General features: G+C 49.1%; 21 protein-coding genes. 13 read left to right on the top strand and 8 right to left on the bottom strand.

Annotated elements, in window-relative coordinates; all coding sequences use genetic code 11:
* Nucleotides 1-431: 431 nt before the first annotated feature.
* Entirely contained in the window at nucleotides 432-689 is a 258-nt protein-coding gene (locus BM299_RS01090; protein ID WP_092481610.1) for a DUF1294 domain-containing protein, read from the bottom strand.
* A 3-nt stretch (nucleotides 690-692) separates the two neighbouring features.
* Complete coding sequence (locus tag BM299_RS01085; RefSeq protein WP_092481609.1) at nucleotides 693-956, bottom strand: late competence development ComFB family protein; 264 nt, start codon at nucleotides 954-956, stop codon at nucleotides 693-695.
* Between the two features lie 398 nt (nucleotides 957-1,354).
* On the opposite strand from BM299_RS01085, the gene trpE reads away from it, so the two are divergent.
* The 8 genes from trpE to aroF all read left to right on the top strand — a co-directional run bounded on the left by trpE (nucleotide 1,355) and on the right by aroF (nucleotide 8,951).
* On the top strand, nucleotides 1,355-2,833 hold the full coding sequence (gene trpE / locus BM299_RS01080) for an anthranilate synthase component I (RefSeq protein ID WP_092481608.1): 1,479 nt from the start codon (nucleotides 1,355-1,357) through the stop codon (nucleotides 2,831-2,833).
* Between the two features lie 167 nt (nucleotides 2,834-3,000).
* The gene (locus BM299_RS01075) at nucleotides 3,001-3,576 is read left to right on the top strand and encodes an anthranilate synthase component II (RefSeq protein WP_165608117.1); all 576 of its coding nucleotides are present in this window, start codon (nucleotides 3,001-3,003) and stop codon (nucleotides 3,574-3,576) included.
* 67 nt (nucleotides 3,577-3,643) lie between these two features.
* Entirely contained in the window at nucleotides 3,644-4,681 is a 1,038-nt protein-coding gene (trpD, locus tag BM299_RS01070) for an anthranilate phosphoribosyltransferase (protein WP_092481607.1), read from the top strand.
* Complete coding sequence (trpC, locus tag BM299_RS01065; protein ID WP_092481606.1) at nucleotides 4,678-5,502, top strand: indole-3-glycerol phosphate synthase TrpC; 825 nt, start codon at nucleotides 4,678-4,680, stop codon at nucleotides 5,500-5,502. The genes trpD and trpC overlap by 4 nt, the downstream gene beginning before the upstream one ends.
* Nucleotides 5,499-6,146: a phosphoribosylanthranilate isomerase gene (locus BM299_RS01060; RefSeq protein WP_245779585.1), complete on the top strand. Its 648-nt coding sequence runs from the start codon at nucleotides 5,499-5,501 to the stop codon at nucleotides 6,144-6,146. Before trpC ends, BM299_RS01060 begins: the two co-directional genes overlap by 4 nt.
* On the top strand, nucleotides 6,130-7,326 hold the full coding sequence (trpB, locus tag BM299_RS01055; protein WP_092481677.1) for a tryptophan synthase subunit beta: 1,197 nt from the start codon (nucleotides 6,130-6,132) through the stop codon (nucleotides 7,324-7,326). The genes BM299_RS01060 and trpB overlap by 17 nt, the downstream gene beginning before the upstream one ends.
* On the top strand, nucleotides 7,319-8,143 hold the full coding sequence (trpA, locus tag BM299_RS01050) for a tryptophan synthase subunit alpha (protein ID WP_092481605.1): 825 nt from the start codon (nucleotides 7,319-7,321) through the stop codon (nucleotides 8,141-8,143). Before trpB ends, trpA begins: the two co-directional genes overlap by 8 nt.
* Nucleotides 8,130-8,951 (top strand): 3-deoxy-7-phosphoheptulonate synthase, encoded by an 822-nt coding sequence (gene aroF, locus BM299_RS01045; protein ID WP_092481604.1) that lies wholly within the window; start codon nucleotides 8,130-8,132, stop codon nucleotides 8,949-8,951. Before trpA ends, aroF begins: the two co-directional genes overlap by 14 nt.
* Nucleotides 8,952-9,046: 95 nt before the next feature.
* Here aroF and BM299_RS01040 read toward each other — a convergent pair whose 3' ends face one another.
* Together BM299_RS01040 and chrA are read right to left on the bottom strand one after the other, a co-directional pair.
* On the bottom strand, nucleotides 9,047-9,496 hold the full coding sequence (locus BM299_RS01040; RefSeq protein WP_207545088.1) for a DsrE/DsrF/DrsH-like family protein: 450 nt from the start codon (nucleotides 9,494-9,496) through the stop codon (nucleotides 9,047-9,049).
* 183 nt (nucleotides 9,497-9,679) lie between these two features.
* On the bottom strand, nucleotides 9,680-10,939 hold the full coding sequence (chrA, locus tag BM299_RS01035; protein ID WP_092481603.1) for a chromate efflux transporter: 1,260 nt from the start codon (nucleotides 10,937-10,939) through the stop codon (nucleotides 9,680-9,682).
* 452 nt (nucleotides 10,940-11,391) lie between these two features.
* Here chrA and BM299_RS01030 point away from each other — a divergent pair, with 452 nt between their 5' ends.
* Nucleotides 11,392-12,141: an energy-coupling factor ABC transporter ATP-binding protein gene (locus tag BM299_RS01030; RefSeq protein ID WP_245779584.1), complete on the top strand. Its 750-nt coding sequence runs from the start codon at nucleotides 11,392-11,394 to the stop codon at nucleotides 12,139-12,141.
* Nucleotides 12,142-12,797: 656 nt separating this feature from the next.
* A complete protein-coding gene (locus BM299_RS01025) occupies nucleotides 12,798-13,787 on the top strand; it encodes an MBL fold metallo-hydrolase (RefSeq protein ID WP_092481602.1) in 990 nt (329 codons plus the stop codon).
* Nucleotides 13,788-14,115: 328 nt separating this feature from the next.
* Here the strand turns inward: BM299_RS01025 and BM299_RS01020 are convergent, their stop codons facing one another.
* The 3 genes from BM299_RS01020 to BM299_RS01010 form a co-directional block, all read right to left on the bottom strand.
* A complete protein-coding gene (locus BM299_RS01020; RefSeq protein WP_092481601.1) occupies nucleotides 14,116-15,333 on the bottom strand; it encodes a M24 family metallopeptidase in 1,218 nt (405 codons plus the stop codon).
* A gap of 137 nt (nucleotides 15,334-15,470) precedes the next feature.
* Nucleotides 15,471-16,322, bottom strand: a complete 852-nt coding sequence (locus BM299_RS01015) for a 3-hydroxybutyryl-CoA dehydrogenase (protein WP_092481600.1) — start codon at nucleotides 16,320-16,322, stop codon at nucleotides 15,471-15,473.
* Nucleotides 16,323-16,608: 286 nt separating this feature from the next.
* Nucleotides 16,609-18,558 carry a sigma-54-dependent Fis family transcriptional regulator gene (locus tag BM299_RS01010; protein ID WP_092481599.1) on the bottom strand — a complete coding sequence of 650 codons (1,950 nt, stop codon included), beginning with the start codon at nucleotides 18,556-18,558 and terminating at the stop codon, nucleotides 16,609-16,611.
* A gap of 323 nt (nucleotides 18,559-18,881) precedes the next feature.
* Here BM299_RS01010 and BM299_RS01005 point away from each other — a divergent pair, with 323 nt between their 5' ends.
* The 3 genes from BM299_RS01005 (at nucleotide 18,882) to BM299_RS00995 (ending at nucleotide 21,751) form a co-directional block, all read left to right on the top strand.
* Nucleotides 18,882-20,648 (top strand): acyl-CoA mutase large subunit family protein, encoded by a 1,767-nt coding sequence (locus tag BM299_RS01005; protein ID WP_092481598.1) that lies wholly within the window; start codon nucleotides 18,882-18,884, stop codon nucleotides 20,646-20,648.
* Between the two features lie 226 nt (nucleotides 20,649-20,874).
* The gene (locus BM299_RS01000) at nucleotides 20,875-21,285 is read left to right on the top strand and encodes a cobalamin B12-binding domain-containing protein (protein WP_092481597.1); all 411 of its coding nucleotides are present in this window, start codon (nucleotides 20,875-20,877) and stop codon (nucleotides 21,283-21,285) included.
* 55 nt (nucleotides 21,286-21,340) lie between these two features.
* Entirely contained in the window at nucleotides 21,341-21,751 is a 411-nt protein-coding gene (locus BM299_RS00995; RefSeq protein ID WP_245779583.1) for a MaoC family dehydratase, read from the top strand.
* Between the two features lie 69 nt (nucleotides 21,752-21,820).
* Here the strand turns inward: BM299_RS00995 and BM299_RS00990 are convergent, their stop codons facing one another.
* A complete protein-coding gene (locus BM299_RS00990) occupies nucleotides 21,821-22,054 on the bottom strand; it encodes a hypothetical protein (RefSeq protein ID WP_092481595.1) in 234 nt (77 codons plus the stop codon).
* Nucleotides 22,055-22,110 lie beyond the last annotated feature (56 nt).

Genomic DNA, 22,110 nt, shown 5'->3' with positions numbered 1-22,110 from the left:
GATCCACGTCGAATTTCACCTTTAGGACTAAATCCTTGCCATATTTATGGCAAGGGCTAGGGACTAAAGTACAGAAAGGCGCGCACTAAGGGAACTGATTATAGCGCGCCTTTCCAACTGCGTTGGCTCGGCTTTTCCGGTGCTCACGTATTGTTTCAAGTGCAGCGATATAAAAGTCCTATTTCATAACATGCGGATAATTTCTAAGCCTACATTGGACTTTTATGTCAAAGCTGCACGCTTTCAATGATACTAGTGCCGAAGGCACTAGTCGCTCCGCTCCTCAAGGCCTTCGCCGCCTTGAAATCTCGTGTCTATCGTGTTCCTTTTCGAACAAACACTTTAAGTATTATTATTGTTACCGGGGACGGAAAAAGTTATTTTGCAGGCTGACGAAAAAATATTTTACCGGTAAGGCAAAAGCAGCGCGGTTAAAGGCGCAACAAAAGGGCGGCCGGCGTTGTCTGAAGCAGCAAAACCAGCGGTATACCCAGGGTGAATTTGGGCCGCCGGGTTTTGTGGCGAAACAGGTACATGCCAGCCAGCGCCCCCGCGGAGCCGCCCGCCCAGGCCGCCAGAAACAGCGTCCTTTCGGCTACCCGGTAATGTTTGCGCCGGGCCCGGCGTTTATCCAGGCCGAACAGAAAAAAAGAAATGCCGTTGATCAATACGAGATAGGCCAGAAACATGGTTTATGCTCCGGCTTTATGATGCGGCTGGTGTTTAACCACTTCAACGGCCTTGGCAACCATTCGCATGGCGTCAATGCGGTATTGAGAAAAGTTTGATTTAATGCTTTGCCCTTCCGCCGTAACCACGTAAACGGGCGGTAAATTGTTCAGAGCGATGGCGGCGGTGTCGAGCCGGCATCTTGGGCAGTCGCATAACTTTTTTTGTTTGACCGTTTCATCAATTACATCCATAACCAGCGTTTCCATGACATTGAACAGGTGCATCTAACCCCTCCTGTACGATTTAATACTTGACCGGTACGTTTTTTTGCCGTAACGGTAATTCACTGTTGAAACATTTATATGACTAGTTTATAATATATTTGTCAAAAAGCAATATGGTCATTAGTTTAGTTGAGCGGAGTTTTAGTTTTAAAGTGTGTTTGAAAAGGAGCACGATAGACACGAGAATTTCAAGGCGGCGAAGGCCTTGAGGAGCGGAGCGTATACGTAATACGTGAGCACCGGAAAAGCCGAGCCAACGCAGAAATTCGACGTGGATCCTGCGCGGACTTTTCAAACAACCTCTTTTAGATGAGCTTAGGTGAGTGATGATAGGCGCATGCTGATGCGGCACTCATTTGAGTGCCGTTTTTTGATTTTTTGCAAAGGGAGTGGCCAATATGTTGTATCCCGAATTGCAGGAGTATCTTTCTCTGTCCCGGCAGTACAACCTCGTGCCCGTGTTTACCGAGTGCCACGCGGATACCGAAACCCCCATTACCTTGTTCCTCAAGCTGGCGGGCCGGGGGCCGTCATGCCTGCTGGAAAGCGTGGAGGGGGGACGGTACCTGGGCCGTTATTCTTTTATTGCCCTGGACCCGCTGCTGACTTTCCGGTCCCGGGACGGGCGGGGGGAGGTGGCCCATTGCGGCGGGGTGGTCAGGGTGGCGGACGGACCGCCCCTGGAAACCCTGGGCAAATTGCTGAGCTCTTTTCGGGTGCCGGAGATGACGCAATTGCCCCGCTTTTACGGTGGCGCGGTGGGTTTTGTCGCCTACGATGCGGTGCGTTCGCTGGAAGATTTACCCGGCACGCCCGCTGATGAATTGCATATGCCCGACTGCCTGCAGTTTTTCCCCGGTACGGTTGTCATTTTTGACCACGTCCGGCATAATGTCACCTTTGTGGTGAATATCCCGCAGGACGGAACCGACCCGGCGGTGTTATACGAGCGGGCGGCGCGGAAGCTGGAAACCATGCGGGCGGCCCTGCGTAAGCCCCTGCCTGTTTCAAGCCAATTTAGCTTGCGGGGTGCGATAATGGCGGATTTACCGGAGCACGAATTCAGACAGCGGGTGGGGCGGGCCCTGGAGTACATCCGCTCCGGCGAAATTATCCAGGTGGTACTGTCCAGGCGTTTCGCCGTGGGGTTTCACGGGGATGACTTTGCGGTCTACCGCCGGCTCAGGAGCGTAAACCCCTCGCCATACATGTACTACCTGAACCTGGGGGATATCAAGGTGATCGGTTCTTCCCCGGAGATGCTGGTACGGATGGAGAACGGGCGGGTAACCACCTGCCCTATAGCGGGTACGCGCCCCCGGGGAGACAGCCCGGCGGAGGACGGACGGTTGGCCGACGAGCTTCTGGCGGATGAAAAGGAGCGGGCCGAGCACCTGATGCTGGTGGACCTGGGGCGCAATGACCTCGGCAGGGTGTGCGTGCCGGGCACCGTGCAGGTCCCCAGGTTTATGGACATTGAGTATTTCTCGCATGTTATGCACATAGTATCCCGGGTTGAAGGCGATCTGGCGCCCGGCGCCGACGCCCTGGACGCGCTGGCGGCCTGTTTCCCTGCCGGTACGGTGAGCGGCGCGCCCAAGGTGCGGGCCATGGAGATTATCGACGAACTGGAGCCCTGCCGGCGGGGGGTATATGCCGGCGCCGTGGGTTACCTGGGCTTCAACGGAAACATGGACACCGCCATCGCCATCCGCACCCTGGTCATCAAGGGGAATACGGCCTACATACAGGCCGGGGCGGGAATTGTGGCCGATTCAGACCCGCTGCGGGAAAGCCGGGAAATAGCCAGCAAGGCCCGGGCCATGTTCAGCACGCTGGGGGTGGAAGAAAAGAGGGTTATTGACAGGTGCTGTTAAACGTAGTATAGTTAATACAATAACTGTATAATTTTTTGAGGCTAGTTGAGTTTAGTTTGAGTGGAGTGTTTTCCAGGGTGAGCTGAGATGAGTGATTTACCGGATTTCTATACCGGCGCTCATTTGAGTGCCGGTTTTTTGCGTTTTTATTGAGGAGGTTGAAATACGTGCTGCTAATGATCGATAATTACGATTCCTTCACCTATAACCTGGTGCAGTACCTGGCCGTGCTGGGGGAAACGGTGGCGGTGCGGCGCAACGATCGGGTCACCGTTACGGAAATAATCGACCTGCGCCCCGATTACCTGTTCTTGTCGCCGGGGCCGGGCACGCCGGATGACGCGGGGGTGCTTCTGGAGGCGGTGCAAAAATGCGCCGGCCGGCTGCCCGTGTTTGGCGTGTGCCTGGGGCTGCAGGCCATCGGCCAGGCCTATGGCGGCCGGGTGGTTCGGGCCAGGGCCCCCATGCATGGCAAGATTTCCCTGGTGCACCACGACGGGAAATCCATATTTGCCGGCCTGCCCTCGCCGTTTAAAGCGGTGCGCTACCACTCCCTGGTGGTGGAAAGGGAGTCTCTGCCCGCCTGTCTGGAAGTGAGCGCCTGGACGGACGAGGGGGAGATCATGGGCCTGCGGCACCGGGAACTGCCGGTGGAGGGGGTACAGTTCCACCCCGAATCCATGCTCAGCGAACACGGCCTGGACCTCCTCGCCAACTTCCTCAGGGGGTCAGACTTACACTAGTTTAAACTAACTATAATATTATTATATATGGATGTGTATTTTTAAGAGCTGAGAGGAGGAAAGCAGAGTGATCAAGGATTTATTGAACAAGGTAGTAGCCGGGGAGAACCTTACCGAGGCCGAGGCCATGCAGGCCATGGAACAGATTATGGAGGGCCGGGCGACGCCGGCCCAGATTGCCGGGTTCCTCACTGCGCTGAAGCTCAAGGGGGAAACCATTGCGGAGATAACCGGCTTTGCCCGGGTGATGCGCAGCAAGGCCACCCCGGTATGCAGCAGGCATCCCCTGCTGGTGGACACCTGCGGTACCGGCGGTGACGGGGCCAACACGTTTAACATTTCCACTGCTGCCGCGCTGGTGCTGGCGGGGGCAGGGGTCAAGGTGGCCAAACACGGCAACCGATCAGTGTCCAGCCGCTGCGGCAGCGCCGATGTGCTGGAGGCGTTGGGGGTCAACCTGGATCTGGAACCGGATGAGGCGGCGGCCTGTCTGGAGCGGGTGGGGATGGCCTTCCTGTATGCCCCGGCCTTGCACGGGGCTATGAAGTTTGCCGCCGGGCCGCGGCGGGAACTGGGTTTCAGGACGGTATTCAATATCCTGGGGCCGCTGACCAACCCGGCGGGGGCCCGGGCCCAGGTGCTGGGGGTTTACAGCCCGGACCTGGTGCGGGTGCTGGCCGAGGTGCTGCTGCGGCTGGAGGCGGAGCGGGCCTACGTGGTGCACGGTGCCGGCGGGCTGGATGAGGTGTCCCCGGCGGGGCCGGCTCTGGTTTGTGAGATAAAGGACGGAAATATAACGGAATACACCTTGGACCCCGGGCAGTACGGCTTTGCGCACGCCGGGGTGGAGGATTTGGCCGGCGGAACCCCGGAGGACAACGCGCATATTGTGCGGAGTATTCTGGATGGCGAGCGGGGCCCGCGCCGGGACGCGGTACTGATGAACGCCGCCCTGGGGCTCATGGCGGCCGGGGTGGCGCATGATTTCGCTGCCGGGGTGGAACTGGCCGCCCGGAGCATCGACCAGGGACTGGCCCGGGCCAGGCTGCAGGCCTTGGTCCGGTTTACCGCCGGGTGCCGAAAAGCCAGGGTGGCCGGGTTATGAGCAAAAACATCCTGGAAAAAATACTGCGGCACAAACGGGCCGAGATTGTGGACTGCCGGCGGCAACTACCGCTTCCGGAAATCAAGGCACGCCTCAAGGAAACCGTTATTACGCCGGCCCGCGATTTTGCAGCCGCGTTGCGCCGGTCCGGGGAAGTGGCGCTAATCGCCGAGGTAAAAAGGCGCTCTCCCTCCCGGGGGACCATCAAGGGAGATTTTGATCTTGCGCAAATAGTGTCAGCTTACCGGGAGGCCGGGGCGGACGCCGTCTCAGTGCTGACGGACCGGGAATTTTTCGGCGGGGCGCCGGAATACCTGGCGGCGGCGCGGGAGATGACCGGACAGCCGCTGCTGCGGAAGGATTTTATTATAGATGAGTACCAGGTGTACGAAGCAAGACTTTTAGGTGCGGATGCCGTGCTGCTGCTGGCCGGGGTGCTTACCGGCGGTATGCTGGGTGAGTTTATCGCCCTGGCCCGCTCCCTGGGCATGGAGGCGCTGGTGGAGACCCGCACCCCGGAGGAAATCGGGCGGGCCATGGAAGCCGGGGCCTCGGTGGTCGGTGTCAACAACCGCGACCTGCGCACTTTCCAGGTGGACCTCAATACCACGCTGGAATTAATTAAATATATAAATAACCCCGGGGTTGTCGTGGTCAGCGAGAGTGGCGTCAAAACCCGGGCCGATGTGGAGATGCTGGGGGCCTGCGGGGTGAACGCGGTGTTGGTGGGCGAAACTTTGATGGCCGCCGGCGATCCGCGGGAAGGCGTTCGCCAACTCCGGGGAGCCGCCGCGCGGCCTCGGGAGGCGGTCAGCGCGTGAAAACAGGCCGGATTGTACGGGTGAAAATCTGCGGCATCACCGACGCGGCCACCGCCCTGGCGGCGGTGGAGGCCGGAGCGGACGTCCTGGGTTTTGTTTTCGCGCCCAGCCGCCGCCGTGTCACGCCCGAAGAAGCGCGGCATATTACCCGGCAGTTACCGCCCTTTGTGGGCCGAGTGGGGGTGTTTGTCAACGCGTTGCCCGCTGAAGTGGCGGCTATCGCCGCCTTTTGCGGGCTGACCGCCGTGCAGCTTTGCGGCGATGAGCCGCCCGATTACCATATTGATATTGCCCTGCCGGTGATCAGGGCGCTGCGGGTGGGGCGCGGCCGGCCGGCGCCCGAACTCAGCGGCTACCGGGCCGACGCCTTTTTGTTCGATACTTACCGGGAGGGTTGCTACGGAGGAACCGGAGAGGTTTTTGACTGGAGTATATTGCAAGGTATGGATTGTCCAAAACCGCTGGTGCTGGCAGGTGGGCTGACCGCCGCCAACGTGCGGGAGGCGGTGCGGTCCGTCAGGCCCTACGCGGTGGACGTTTCCGGCGGGGTGGAGACCGGCGGGCGCAAGGATGTATATAAAATACAAGAGTTCATTGCTCAGGCCAAGGGGGTTTTAATATATGACCATGACAGTACCCGATGAGCGGGGGTATTTCGGCCGGTTCGGGGGCAGATTCGTACCCGAGACCCTGATGCCCGCCCTGGAGGAATTAGACGCGGCCTATGCACAGGCCAAACAAGATGATCGATTCCGGGAGGAATTGCAATATTACCTGGCGCATTACGTAGGCCGGCCTTCCCCGCTGTATTTCGCCCGGGGGCTGTCGGAATTTTTGGGCGGGGCCCGGGTTTACCTGAAACGGGAAGATTTGAACCACACCGGGGCGCATAAAATCAACAATACCATGGGCCAGGTGCTGCTGGCGCGGCGGATGGGCAAGCGGCGCATCATCGCGGAAACCGGCGCGGGGCAGCACGGGGTGGCCACGGCCACGGTGGCGGCCATGTTCGGGCTGGAGTGCGCCATTTACATGGGGGAGGAAGACATCCGCCGCCAGTCCCTGAACGTGTTTCGCATGCGCCTTTTGGGCGCCCAGGTGGTGCCGGTGACCTCGGGCAGCAAAACGCTGAAGGACGCCATGAACGAGGCCATGCGGGACTGGGTGACCAATATTGCCACCACCTACTACCTGGTGGGCTCGGTGGCGGGCCCCCATCCTTATCCCGTGATTGTGCGGGATTTTCAGCGGGTGATCGGCGAAGAGGCCCGGCGGCAGATTCAGGAACAGGCCGGCCGCCTGCCTGATTACGTGATCGCCTGCGTGGGCGGCGGCAGCAACGCCATGGGCATGTTCCACCCCTTCCTGGACGATGAGGAAGTGGTCTTGATAGGCGTGGAAGCCGCCGGGCACGGCCTGGACACGCCGCTGCACGCCGCCACCTTGAGCTGTGGCCGGCCGGGGGTGCTGCACGGCTCCCTGAGCTATCTGTTGCAGGATGACGACGGCCAGGTGGCCCCGGTGCATTCCATCTCCGCCGGGCTGGATTATCCCGGCGTGGGGCCGGAACACAGCCATCTTATGGAAGCGGGCCGGGCCCGTTACGTTGCCGCCACCGACCGGGAGGCACTGGATGCATTTAAAATACTGTGCCGCACCGAGGGCATCATCCCCGCCCTGGAAAGCGCCCACGCCCTGGCGGAGGCGGTGCGCCTGGCCCCGCAGCTTTCCCGGGAAAGCATTATCCTGGTGAACCTGTCGGGGCGCGGGGATAAGGACGTGCATACCGTGGCTAAAGAAATGGGGGTGTCCCTTGATGAATAAAATAGAAAAGAGGTTGCGCGAAGTTTTGGCCCGGGGGGAAAAGGGGCTGATTGCCTATATTACAGCCGGCGACCCGGACCTGGCCACCACCGTGGAACTGGCGGTGGCCATGGGCGAAGCCGGGGCCGACGTGTTGGAACTGGGGGTGCCTTTTTCCGACCCGGTGGCGGATGGACCGGCCATCCAGGCGGCCTCTCAGCGGGCTTTGGCCGGCGGGGTAACGGTGCGCGGCATCATCCGTGCGGTGGAACAAATCCGGCGGCGCAGTGACATCCCGCTGGTACTGATGACCTATTATAACCCGGTGTACCAGTACGGGCCGGGGCGGTTTGCCGCTGACGCGGCCCGGGCCGGGGCAAACGGGCTGATTGTGCCCGACCTGCCGCCCGAGGAATCCGGTCCGCTTTTGGAGGCTGCCGGCGATAATCAAATTGACCTGATCCCGTTGGTCACCCCCAACACCCCTGCCCGGCGACTGCCGGTGATTACCGGGCGGGCCCGCGGGTTTATCTACTGCGTTTCGGTGACCGGGGTGACCGGGGAGCGGGAAAGCATCATGACCGACCTGGCTGCCATGACTGACGGGGTGCGCAGCGTTACCCCATTGCCCGTGGCCGTGGGGTTCGGCATATCCCGCCCCGCCCAGGCCGCCGCCGTAGCCCGGCACTGCGATGCCGTGGTGGTGGGCAGCGCCCTGGTGAATACTGTGGCCCAAAAGGCCGGTACACCCGGATTGATTAAAGCGGTTTGCGAGCAGGTCCGGGAATTGAAAGAGGCTCTTACCGCGCGGGAGGTGCAAGGCGTTGCCGCCCTATAAACTGGTAAGCAGGGAAAACAAGCGGGAAAATACCGTAGTGCGGGTGGGGGATTGCCGGATCGGTGCCGGCGCGCCGGCGGTGATCGCCGGCCCCTGCGCCGTGGAAGATGAGGAAATGCTGGTCAAACTGGCCTGCCGGCTCAAGCGGATGGGGGTGCATATCCTGCGGGGCGGTGCCTACAAGCCCCGTACCTCGCCGTACTCCTTCCAGGGCCTGGGCAAGGACGGCCTGCGCATCCTGGCCGATGCCGGACGAGTGGCCGGCTTGCCGGTGATTACCGAGTTGACGGACGTGCGCCATTTGCCGGAAGTGTGCCGCTATGCCGATATCATCCAGATTGGCAGCCGGAACATGCAAAACTTTGAACTGCTAAAAGAAGTGGGCCGGGTTAATTTTCCGGTGCTGCTGAAAAGGGGCCTTTCCGCCACCCTGGAGGAATGGCTGCTGGCGGCTGAATATATACTGGCCGAAGGCAACCGGGAGGTTATCCTGTGCGAGCGGGGTATCAGGGGCTTTGAAACCTACACCCGCAACACCTTTGACATCAACGCCGTGGCGGCGGTGAAATACCTTTCCCACCTGCCCCTGGTGGCCGACCCCAGCCACGGCACCGGCCGCCGGGAACTGGTGCTGCCCGTGGCCCGGGCCGCCCTGGCCGCCGGGGCCGACGGGCTGATGCTGGAGGTGCACCCCAATCCGGAAAACGCTCTTTCCGACGGCCCGCAATCCCTGCGGCCGGAAGAACTGGCCGTTTTCATGCAGGATTTACAAGGGGCGGCCTGCCGCTGCCCCCGGGTGAGCGCATAATAAACTAAAAAGAGGCAAAAAAGGGGACTGGCACTTTTTTCAAAAAGCGAAAAAAGAGCCTGTCCCCCTTTTTGCTTTTTTAACCCGGTTCTTTGTCACATGAAAAGGTTGACTTCTGATTTTAAAGCAGTTTTGATATAACCCGCGGCATCGGATACTTCGACTCCGTCAATCAGATCCTCCGGGGTTAAATTCATCATTTGCATGGTCATGAGGCAGGCCTGAAATTTTACTCCTTCCAGTTGACACATTTCCATGAGCGTTTCAATATTGGGTACGCCGGCGCGGTCTTCAGCCAGCTTGGTCATTATTCTTGTCGAAGCGGCCGGGACACCCGGCAAGACGCCCATTATTCCTTTGGGGTAATATTTTATTTTATTAACGCCGTCTTTGCGTATAACATCTATACCGTCGAATGTAAAGAATATCATTGTTTCAGCCCCCGCCCTTTTGGCCTGCAAAGCCAGAATCAGCGGCGGGTATACGCCGTCTACCGTATTACGTGAGCATATGAAGTTGGCTCTTGGGGATTCACTGATCGTCACTGCAAACACCTCCTTGGGCTAATATTAAGCAAATAATATATATAAATAATACAATTAATTGGTTTATAAGTCAACATGCTAAAGGTAAAAAAGCCGATATTCTACAATTAAGAATACCGGCTTTTTTTATGCGAAATTCGGCCCGAAGCAAAGGTGGCACGGAGCACATTAGCAATATCACGCTTAAAATATCGAGAACAATACAACCGAAACCACTGCGCCACCCAGGATGATCCACAGGGTGTCGATTGGGGTAAATCGCTGCATTACCACCGCTCCCGCAGCCATGAACATGGTGGGGAAGTCAACGATAATATCGGTGGAAAGCCTGATCACCACCGCCCACAGCGTGCCGATAAACGCCGCCACCACGCCCCTGATGACCAGACGGATATTGGTCACCTGCCCGGCGCGCCGGTAAAAGTCGGCGGTCAGGTTGATGATGCCGAAGGTGGGCAGGTAAATATTCACGGTGGCCACCAGCGCCCCGGCCAGGCCGGCGGCCTTGAAGCCGATAAAGGTGGCTATCTTGGTCAGCGGGCCGGGGGTGACCAGGCTGAGGGCCAGGGCGATGGTAAAGTCGTGGGAAGTAATCCAGCCAAATTGGCTGACGGCTGTTTCTTGGATGAAGGGCAGCATTGCATAGCCGCTGCCGAACACCAGCCCGCCCAGCTGCATGAAGGTGACCCCCAGGTCCCGGAACACCGGCAAAGTCGATATAACCAGCGTGTTCACCGCAACCGCCGCCGCTACAAAACCGGCGGTGAAGCCGTAAGAGCGCCAGCTGACGGGCTGTGGGGTGAAAGCCCGGTCCCGGCTGGAACCGTCCGCAGCCATCTTATCCGCCCACCAGGTGGAGTGGATGTGCAGGTAAACAAAGAAGATGCTGGTGACGGTGGCGGCAAGGAGAATCCAGTAAATGCTCAGTTTGGCCAGATAAATCATGGCGAATCCGCCCAGCGCCAGAATCCAGTTTTGCTTGCTTTTCACGCCGGATTGCCACAGGCTCAGCACCGTGTTCAGCACCAGGCCCACCACCAGGGCGCTCAATCCCGTAAATAAGTCTTTTACAACCGGGTACTGGTTATACCGGGCGTACAAATAACCCAGCAAAAGCATCAAAAAGAAAGCCGGAATCATGTAGCCGGTTGCGGCGACCAGAGAGCCCCAGAAACCGCGCAGCCGGTAGCCCAGGTACATCATCAAGCTGACCGCCGGGGCACCGGGCAATAACTGGGAAAATCCCACTCCCTGCAGGTAATCCTCGTCGGTAAACCAGTTTTTTTCCTCCACCAGCCACCGCTTGGCCTCGCCCAGGGCCGCCAGGCTGAAGGAGGTGATGCCGATGCGGAAAAATGTAAAACCGATATCAGCCAGGGGAACAATGCGGCCCGTTTTGGCGGCGGCCGGTTGATCTTTCGCCTGAAGATTACTGTCACCCATTTTTTGTTACCTCCTAGCATCACTATATGCACTATGCATATAGTGATGCTAGGTATATATTAACATGGGATGCGCTTGCTGACAATAAATGTTGCAAAAATATTTTCTGTGGGAAAACGCTATAAAGTCTTTGTTTGCGGATAGGTATATAAGGTGCACGGGGCTTTTGGCGAGGTTGATTTTTGCGACAAACATACTTTCGTTATGTGACTGAATGTTGTAAAATATCAAGTGATAGCTTAGTAACGATTATCATAAAATCGCTGGGTTGAATTTGGCAGCCGTAATTTACTGTGATAATAGGAGGACCCGCCATGGAGCCATGGGGACGGTTCGAGCGTCCCCGAAGCGCAGCGAAGGGCCGAAGGGAAGACGATGGAACCGTCCCCGTGGCGTAGCGGACACAGCGAAATAAGCAATATTACGCTGTAGTGATAGGAGGAACCGCCTTAATGATGCTGAGACTTAAAGATATACTGGTGGTCAGGGATAAAAAGCCGATTTTGCGCGTGAATGATCTCGGGCTGGCGCAGGGGGAGAGGCTGGCGGTAATCGGTCCCAACGGGGCCGGCAAAAGCACCTTTTTGAAGGTGCTGGCATTGCTGGAACAACCAACGGCCGGGGAAATTTTTTTCCGGGGGGAAAGGGTGACCGCCAAAAACCTTCTGGCTTTCCGACGCCGTATGGCCGTAGTGTTTCAGGAACCCTTACTTTTAAATACCACTGTATTTGATAACGTGGCCCAGGGATTGAAGTTCCGGGGCGTCAGCGGCTCGGAGGCGGAGCGCCGGGTGGATTACTGGTTGGACCGGCTGGGTATAGCCGAGTTGCGCCACCGCAGGCCGCTGCACCTTTCCGGCGGCGAGGCGCAGCGGGTCAGTCTGGCCCGGGCTTTCGTACTGGAACCGGAAATTATTTTTTTGGACGAGCCCTTTTCGGCCCTTGATTTCCCCACCCGGATAGATTTACTGGAAGAACTGGGCGCATTGCTGGCCAATACCGGCGCCACCGCTGTTTTCGTGACCCACGACTTTAACGAAATTCCCCATCTGACCGACAATGTGGCGGTTATTGACCGGGGACAGCCGGTTTACAAGGGCGCCCTTAAGGAAATACTGGCCGGGAAAGTTACACTTCCCGTGGTGCGGCATCTGCTTCGCCCGCTGCAAAAAAGCAGGCAAATCAATGAGTATATAAAATAAACCGGCAGCGGGCGCTGCCGGTTACCATACAGGGAAAGTTACTCCGTGTTTGTTCAAATTTGGCCAACAGTTGGCGGAAAGTGCTTTCATCAGGTACCTGCTCAATCCTTTAACCTTACAGTAACCGGAGTCGGATTTTAATGCACCCATATAAATCAATTTTATTGCAGATTTATAGAAATCTTAACATAACAATTCTTTTATGAATTTGAGTAATTAAAATAAGGAAATTAATAAACTTTTCTTTTAGGGTATAATTCTTGCTTGATTCATATTAATGAATGGATTTAAAGGGAAAAGTGGCTGTTGTAACTGGAGGGGGAGAAGGTATGGGAGAGCAGCCTTTATTTGGCCCGTCATGGAGCAACGGTGATAGTAGGAGATGTTAACCCGTTAGTAGTCAAGAAACAGTACCGTTAATCAAAAGGAAAGGAGGATTGCTGCGCAGCCCGTATTTAATGTAACCGATTTTGATCCAGTTTTTGATCCAGTTAAGGAAGCAGTGCAAAAAAACGACAGCCCGATTTCCGTAGATTTCTAAAGTAATTTACGCAAAGATAGAATTGTAAGATAATAGGGGTAAATAAAATTCTAAGGGATAGTAAAGATTGTTGAAAGATTTAGCTTAACACTACTGTGATGGGAGCTGAATGTAGATGGCTGATATTATTGAACTGAGCGGAGATATTTTCCAGGTTGATTTAAAAGAGTGCGGCTATGAAGGTAGGACTGCCGGGTATTTTGTGCGGGGGAAAGACGGCTGGATGCTGCTGGAAACAGGACCAGCTAGTTCAGCCGGAGCTATTATGGAAGCAGTCAAACTTCTGGGGATAAAACCAGAGCAACTAAAATATATAGCTGTAACGCATATTCACCTGGATCATGCCGGAGGATTGGGTGTGGTGGCAAAATATTTCAATGAAGCCCGGGTGGTCCTTCACCCCAAGGGAGCCAGGCACATGATTAACCCTTCCAGGTTAATTGCCGGAGCCTATAATTTTTGGGGTAAAGAAAAGATGGAACAATATGGCGAAGTTATACCGGTGGCAGAGGAAAGGGTTATTAATGTTCTCGAGGGTGATGTAATTGATTTGGGAGATAGAAAAATAGAAGTGTGGGAAACCCCGGGGCATGCAAAAAATCATGTTTGCTATTACGACACAAGAACTAGAGGAGTCTTTAGTGGTGATGCTTTAGGAGTTTTTTCCCCGAAGCTTTCCCGGTTGCTGGAGCGGCCAGTTTTACGTCCAGCAACCCCGGCGCCGGATTTTAACGGAGAGTTAATGTTTAAATCGCTCTACAGGGTGGCAACGAGTAAAATTGAACAAATATACTTTACTCACTTTGGTGTGGGACGGCCATCCCAATTGTTGATAGAAAATATTTTAGGGCAGCTTAGTGTATTTATGGAAATGGGTAGAAGTTATAGCGAGCAAAAAGGTGCAGATGAAAAAAATAATGAGCAAAAAAATCTAGAAAACCTGCAGCTCGAAATGGAACAGTATATACGGAAGGGCTTATTGGGACCGAAAAAAAATTTAGAAAAGACGGGTATTTTAACAGAGCAGGATTGGGAATTTCAGGTAAATATGATTAGAATGTCTGCGGGAGGTATTTTACAATATCTCAATAAAGTAAAATGTTAGGTTTTATTATTAGGATTTTAATATAATATACTTAACCTTTTTAGAGTTAAGTCCGGTTACCAACGGGGCCTTAATTGTGATGCCCCGTCGGTTTATCGTTTAATACAAATATACCCATGTTGCATATACTTTCACAGGCATTATGATTTGCTTGTTAAATGTTTTGTAAGCTAACATTTTATATAGTTAAATCTTATTTATCTAAGAATTTGTTTATAAATTTTTGGGCTTTCGTATATGGATCAGTCTTTCGATCAACCATTCGATCCAAAAATTTGCTAAATTCATTGTTTAGGCTAAAATAGTCCACATAAGTATTTACACTACCTTAAATATTAATAATTTTATCATCTGGGAACGAACTAAGTTTTTCCAAACCCGATTTATTTAATATAAAAGTATTTTCTAATCCTACACCCGCAATACCTGGGAATACAAACTTGGGCTCAATGGCAAAAACCATTCCTTCTTGTAAAGGCTCTTCTATTCCCTTTGCTAAAACTGGCAATTCATTTAATTCCAAGCCAATACCATGACCTATAAAAGATACGGGATATGGTGCACCCATAAAATGGTCGATTAGGTTGTATTTTTTGGCTATTTTATAAGCTAAATCATAGAGCATTTTTGCAGGTAAACCGGGCTTTGCTTCTTGTATTATCGCTTGTTGAATTTCTTTTGCAACCTGATAAGATTTATCTAATTTGCTATCAATCGAACCTATTACGAATGTTCTTGTCATATCTGTAATATAGCCACTTTTTGCTCCTACATAATCAAATAATATTGGTTCATTACGCTGAATAATTTTCCCTCCCGGACCAAATGGTACTTCGGGGTATAATCCTACACCATTTATAGGGCCATCAAAATAGCTGGTTATTGCTGAATTCACTCCGGTAAGCAATTGCCCAAAATAAAATTCTGCGTTGAAACCACGGACCCTTATTAAACCTTGGTGACCTTCACGGCGAGCTACACTTTCTATTTCCCCAACTAAATCAAATTCACTTAAGCCAGGCCTTATAATTTCAAAAAGGGATCTAAAAATTTTGTCCATCATTTTTGAAGTTTCCTTGATCCTGGAAATTTCAAAAGAAGATTTGATGGCGCGTAGTTTACGAATTATATGTGTGCAATCAAAAAATTCAGTATCCAAAAAAATCTTTTGGTAACGTAAAAAAGATGAGACAGGAAGAACGTCCATTTCAAGTCCAAGTCTTTTTGGCAATGGCAGGTTATGTTGTTTAATAAAATGTATTATTTCTGACATGCTTTTAAAAGGAATAATTGGCACATCAAGTTTTGAATCGGTTTTCATCCTATCGATATTCCTGCGTACCATGATAATAGGTCTACCTTCAACCGGTATATAAAGATGGGCATTTTGATATGTTCCAGTAAAATATACAAGATCAGTGCTTTGAATGATTAGTGCCCCATCTAGGTCATATTGTCTTAGCTCCAGCTGAAGCTTTTCAATTCTTTTTTGCAGTTCTGCTTTAGGTGTCAGTAAATTATCATTAAAGTTTTTATTTATCTGCATGTAATTACCCTCGTCCTGTTTTTTTTGTGTGTATTAACTTTATTAGAGATAAACCAAACAAAGCACTTCTTTAAGATTACTTAATATATCAAAAAGAGTGCTTTGTTTTTATAAAATAAATCTTTTAAATAAAAGTATTAAGAATAATTATAGAACCCTTTTCCTGATTTTCTTCCCAGCCAACCTGCAGCAACATATTTGCGAAGCAGAGGGCATGGCCTATATTTGGAGTCGCCAAAACCTTGATGCAAAATTTCCATAATATAAAGGACTGTATCCAATCCTATCAAATCAGCTAATTCAAGCGGACCCATGGGATGATTCATTCCCAATTTCATTACCTGATCCACCGCTTCTGGAGTAGCTATTCCCTCATAAACTGTGTATATAGCCTCATTAATCATAGGGCATAAAACCCGGTTACTGACAAAACCCGGAGCGTCATTTACTTCCACTGGTATTTTGCCCATTTGTTCGGACATTTCCTTTACGATATTAAATGTATCACTAGAGGTAGCCAATCCTCTAATAATTTCCACTAACTTTATTACCGGCACCGGATTCATAAAATGCATGCCCACAACCTTATCAGGTCTTTGGGTAGCTGCCGCTATTTCTGTAATAGGCAAAGAAGATGTATTGGTAGCTAAAATGGTTTGGGTGGGGCAAATGTGATCAAGCTCTTTAAAGATGCCGGTTTTAATTGTTATATTTTCAACTGCAGCTTCTATAACTATATCAGCGTCATGCGCATCTTTCAGGCTGGTTGATTTTTGTAATCTACTAAAGATTTTTTGTTTTTCTTCTTCACTGATACGTCCTTTTGATAAGTTTCTATCCAGGTTTTTTTCAATAACTTTAAGTCCTTTATTTACCAGGTCGTCATGCAAATCATTTAATTTTACACTATACCCGGTGGCAGCTGCTACTTGTGCAATACCGCTGCCCATTTGCCCTGCGCCGACTACAAAGACTTTTTGTATGTTCATTAATACAAACCCCCTCTTTTATATAAAAATTTAAATTTTGCTCATTTTACATGCATTATTCAAGCCAGTTAGCAAGTACTTGCAAGAGGAAGTAGCGGCTTATTTTTATACAGACCTATTTGGGGTTGTATTAATTGTAAATAAGGAGCTAATTAAGGCGGTTTAACCTTTTATAACACAATTTTTGAAAAAGGCAACTTAATTTTCCATTGATAGGGTAATTATTACCTTTCAGGTTAGGATATTGACCATTTAATTCTTGTAACGCAACAAAAAGTTACGATGTTTAATTTTGAAACTCTTCTTTTTGAATGCCCAAAGCTTTTAATTTTCTATAAAGTGTTGTACGACTTATTCCTAAACGTTTAGCCGCAAGAGTACAATTTCCTTTAGATTGTTTTAATATTTCCACGATAGTTAGGGATTCCAAATTTTTTAGGTTAAATGACTTGCCAGTTGTTAGGATATGGCTGTTGCTTGATTGAGTTTTTCGCTTTATTTCATTGGGTAAGTTACTTGGAGTGATTATTCCGCTTATGCAAAAACTAGCTGCTCTTACGATAATATTTTCAAGCTCTCTGACATTACCCGGCCAAAAATATTTACATAATATCGATTCAGCAGGTGGCGAAATACTACATTTCATTGGAGCCTTAGATAGGAAATGGTTTGCCAACGGTAGTATATCTTCCCTTCGCTCTCTGAGTGGAGGAATTTTTATATTTATCACATTTAATCTATAATATAAATCTTGGCGAAACTGTCCTTGTTTTATTTCAGATTCAAGGTCTTTATTTGTAGCAGCTATTACCCTAACATCAATGGGTATAGTTTTCACTCCCCCTACCCTGACAATTTCTCTTTCTTGTAATACACGTAATAGCTTAACTTGAATATATAAAGGCATTTCACCTATTTCATCTAAAAAAATGGTCCCATTATTGGCTAGTTCAAATTTTCCAGGACGGCCTCCTTTTTTGGCACCTGTAAAAGCCCCATCTTCATATCCAAAAAGCTCACTCTCGATAAGTGTTTCAGGTATTGCTCCGCAGTTTATTGCAATAAAAGGGCCTTTATTATAATGACTCTCGTTATGGATAGCCCGGGCAAAAACTTCTTTACCTGTTCCCGTTTCACCAGTTATTAGAATAGTTAAATTGGTAGTAGCTGCTTGCATGGCCAATCTAATGGATTCTTTCATTGAATTACTATTGCCTATTATGTCTTCAAAGGTAATCTCGTTCTTTTGTTTGCGGGGTTTAACCACAGTAATAGTTGAGGTTTTAGGAGACAAACTAAAGGCAATTCCAAGCTTTTCACCTAATGGCCCTACTAAAGGTTTAAGCTGGCACCAAAGAGTATTACCTTGAAAATCTATTTTAATTTGGCCTGAACGATCCAGAAATTTGACGTTGTCACTAATCATTTCCTTGAATGAAGCCGGCAAATTAAAAACATCTTCGATATGACGTCCAATTAAATCGGAGGCATCAACACCAAGTTTATTGCTGCATATAGAATTCAAATAAGTAATGTAACCAAGCTGGTTTACCCAAAAAATTCCATAATCTATGTTGTTAAGGATGAGATTAGATTGTTTTACGCTATTTAACAGTCGTTTTTTTAAGTCATTAGCATAGAGTTGTGTTTCAATGGCTTTTGCAGCTGCGATAACTAGTGCCATTAGGTGAGGATGAGCTTGCTTTGCTAATAATGTAACATCCAATAAAGCAATAAGATTTTTGTTTGTGTCAAAAATTGGGGCTGCAAAGCAACTTAAGTGATGGAATGGCTCACAAAAATGCTCTTCCGCATGGATGCTTACAGGTTTTTGTTCTATAAGTGCGGTGCCAATGCCATTTGTCCCTTTACTTTTTTCATGCCAGTTTGCACCTTCCACTAATCTTATTTTGGTTAATTCATTTAATATTTCGTTGTCTCCAATTGCCTTAAGTATATAGCCATCTTTTTCGATCAGGTATATAGCTGTATTCGTGCCTTTTAACGTAAAGTATAGGTTGGTAATTATTGGAGTAGCAATAAATATTAATTCGCCATATTTATCTCGCAATTCTTTAAAAGCAGTATGCGATAACTCATCATCCCTATTATTTATGTTATAGGGAACAATTCCAAACTGCACGCTTCTTTTCCATGATTTTAAAATTAGTGGCTTATTCTTTAATAAGTTAAAGTCTCCGTTATTAATTACTTTTTGCCATATTTTCTTTGGCACTCTATCACCTCCTTTGGGGAAATATTTTAATCAGGCACTTTTTTTGCATGTTTAATTATGCAAAATTCATAATTTTCAATATTTATTAAAAATTATTTGCTTATCATTATACTAAACGTTGGAAGGAGGAACAAGCCAATTGGGAAGAAAAACAATTTTTGGCGAAGGCTGCATTAAAGCGCTAATTCGGGAAAAAGAAAGGTAGGAAAGGAAACTTTAAGAGGTAAAAACGATGCATTTATGAGGAATCTTTTAATGAATATTTAATACTGGCTTGATTAAATGACTGAAAAATCACGTAATTTTAGGAAGGGTGTGGACATATGCCAGAAGAGGTTGCCAAAAAGAAAACCACCAGAGGGATTTTGCAGGAAAGCTTAACTGGAAGGAAGCGTACTTCTCTTTACAATCCCGAGGCTTTAGAAAAGTTAAGCCATGAATTTAATGTTTGGAAGGAAAGTATTCTCCGAAAGGAGGACCGGGAAAACTGGCATGTAATTCCGCGTACAGTATTAGGTTCTGAATTACCAAGGGAATTACTTTATACACCTCTGAGCGTAGCCGATGTTGATTATATGGAAGATATAGGTTTTTCTGGGCAGGAACCCTTTGCCAGGGGTATTCACGCTAATATGTACCGGGGCAGGACATTTACCCAGCGACAGTTAGTGGGCTTTGGTGGGCCTGAGGATACTAATGCTAGAATGAAATTTTTATTGCAACACGGAGCCACGGGCTTAAATCTTCTTTTTGATATGCCCACTATTCAAATGTACGATTCAGATGACCCCATGTCAAGAGGGCAAGTTGGGTCATGCGGGGCCTGTATTGATTGTGCAAATGACTGGGAATTGTTGTTTGATGGTATAGATATAGGAAAAGAAACCACATCCATAGTGACCCATTACCCGTCTAATACAGCCATATTATTCCCTATGTATTTAGTTTTAGCCGAGCGTAGGGGAACTTCCTGGGATCAGCTGCGAGGCAGCGTGCAAAACGATATGACCCTGGAAGAGTTAGTTCGTAACGCTTCCGAATATATACCGCCCCGGGATTGCTTCCGAATTGAATGTGATAACATAGAATTTATCAGGCAGCATGTACCCCGCTGGAATTTCATTACCCTTAACGGGTACAACTTGCGGGAGTTTGGAACTTCGGGAGTTACTGAAATGGCTGTCGCTCTAGCGCATGCCATGGAAATTTTGGATGAAATGATCAGGAGAGGTCATGATGTTGATTGGATAGGGGAAAGGTTGGCATTTTTCTGGTCTCCGGCCATGGACTTCTTCGAAGAGATCTGTAGGTTACGGGCAGTGCGTAGGCTATGGTACAAGATCATGAAATATAAATACCAGGCTAAAAAACCCCGGTCCATGTGGATGCGGTGTCATGTGCAAACTTCCGGGATAAGCTTGGTTAGGGAAGAGCCGTTAAATAATATAATCAGGTCTGCTTATGAAGCTTTAGCTGCTGTGCTGGGTGGCGCTCAATCCCTGCATGTGGATTCTTATGATGAAGCATACGCCATTCCTTCCGAAGAAGCATCATTGCTATCCCTGCGCAACCAACAGATTTTGGAAAATGAAACGGGCGTTACTGCAGTAGTTGACCCGTTGGGTGGCTCTTTCTATATTGAGGCGTTAACAAACGAAATAGAACAAAAAATTCTCTCTGAAATAGCCGAAATCGAAGAACAAGGTGGTTATGTCGAAGCGGTAAGCAGCGGTTTTTTGCTGCAAAAAATTTATCATTATTTTTACAACGAGCATAAAAGGATTGAAAACGGTGCGATAAAAATAGTTGCTCACAATTGGCAAAAAAGCTCTCGCGGGGAGGATTTCGAGGCATTCCGGTACCCGGAAGATGCGGAGCAAAGACAAATTAGGAGGCTAAAAGAATTCAAAGCTCAAAGGGATTCGCAAAAGGTAGAAAGTGCTTTGAGGGCCTTAGAAGATGCTTGTAAAAAAGGAGTTAATGTCGTACCCTATACGCTCGAATGCGCCAGAGCCGGTTGCACTGTGGGAGAACAATGGAAGGTTTTCAAAAAAGCATTTGGTTTGTGGTCAAAACCCAGCTTTTTCTAGCACTACAGCGTAATTTAAAAGTTAGCGGAGCCATGGGGACGGTTCGAGCGTCCCCGAAGCGCAGCGAAGGGCCGAAGGGAAGACGATGGAACCGTCCCTGTGGCGTAGCGGGCATAATGAAATAAGTAATATTATGCTGTAGTGCTAGATAGTAAATTAGTTAATTCTATTTACTTAATATTTACTTAATATAAGGACATCAGATTATTTGACTGGGGGAGATTAAATGCAAGAAAAAAGAAGGATAAAAGTCCTCATGTGTTGTTTGGGCCCGGAAACTCATAACAGAGGGATTCTAACGGTTTGCGGTATGCTTAGAGACGCGGGTATGGAGATAGTCTATTTAGGTAACGCATCTCCTGAAGAAGCAATAAAAATTGCTATAGAAGAGGACGTAGATGCTGTTGGAGTGAGCTCTTTGTCGGGCGGTCATTTAGGTGTAGGTAAAATACTTATGGATCTAGCCAAGGACCAGGATTTAGATAAGCAAATAGCTTTCTTTATAGGTGGCGTAATTCCACCCAAGGATATACCAAAGTTAAAAGAAATGGGCTTTGATGGTGTATATCCCAGCGGAGCAACAAGAGAGGAAATAATTAATGGTATGCGGGAGCCTATTCTTGCCAAGGCAAATTAAAAGTAAGTTTTCTTAACCAAGCCGGATGTCATAAGGCTGCAGAGGGGGTAAGATTTTGAGCAGGTATGATTCAATAAAAGTTGGTGATAAGGCGTCTTTTACTAAAACAATAACTGAAACAGACATTACCCTTTACGGAGCTGTAAGTGGTGATTTTAACCCTGTTCATTTTAATAGTGTTTACGCCGAAAAAACAATGTTCAAAAATCGTATTGCGCACGGCATGTTAACAGCGGGCTTAATTTCAGCAATATTGGGAATGCAACTTCCAGGCCCTGGAACTATTTATCTATCCCAAAGCCTGAGTTTCCGTAGTCCTGTTTTTATTGGCGATACCATTACCGCCCAGGTAGAGGTATTAGAAAAGGAAGATGAGAAAAAACAAATAAAACTAAGTACGGTATGTAAGAACCAAAATGATAAAAAAGTAATTGTTGGTGAAGCAATTGTGATGCTAAAAGATTAAGTCCAGACTTAAAGTGTGGGCTAATGCAGGTATGAGTTTAATGCTTATACCTGCATTAGATTTATTTTTTTATTCTTTTTCTATAATATTCTTTTGAAGTAATACTTCTTTGATTAGTTCCTTGGCAAAAGTTATGGCATAACTTGACGAAATCCCTGCAGATATTCCTGCTATGGAAATTAATTGTTCCGTTGAAATTTCTGATATGTTTGACAAGCCTTGTTCTTCTAATTCATTTAGACACCCTGGTATTACTTTAACTAATGTTTTTTTAGCCAGCATTTCAAATTCATATTCCTTCAATTTTTCTACACACCTCCTTTAAAAATAGATTTTGCTGCTTTATGACGTAGGAACGA

The sequence above is a fragment of the Desulfoscipio geothermicus DSM 3669 genome (assembly GCF_900115975.1).
Lineage (GTDB): Bacteria > Bacillota > Desulfotomaculia > Desulfotomaculales > Desulfallaceae > Desulfoscipio > Desulfoscipio geothermicus.
This window is presented reverse-complemented; position numbering and strand designations above follow the sequence as displayed.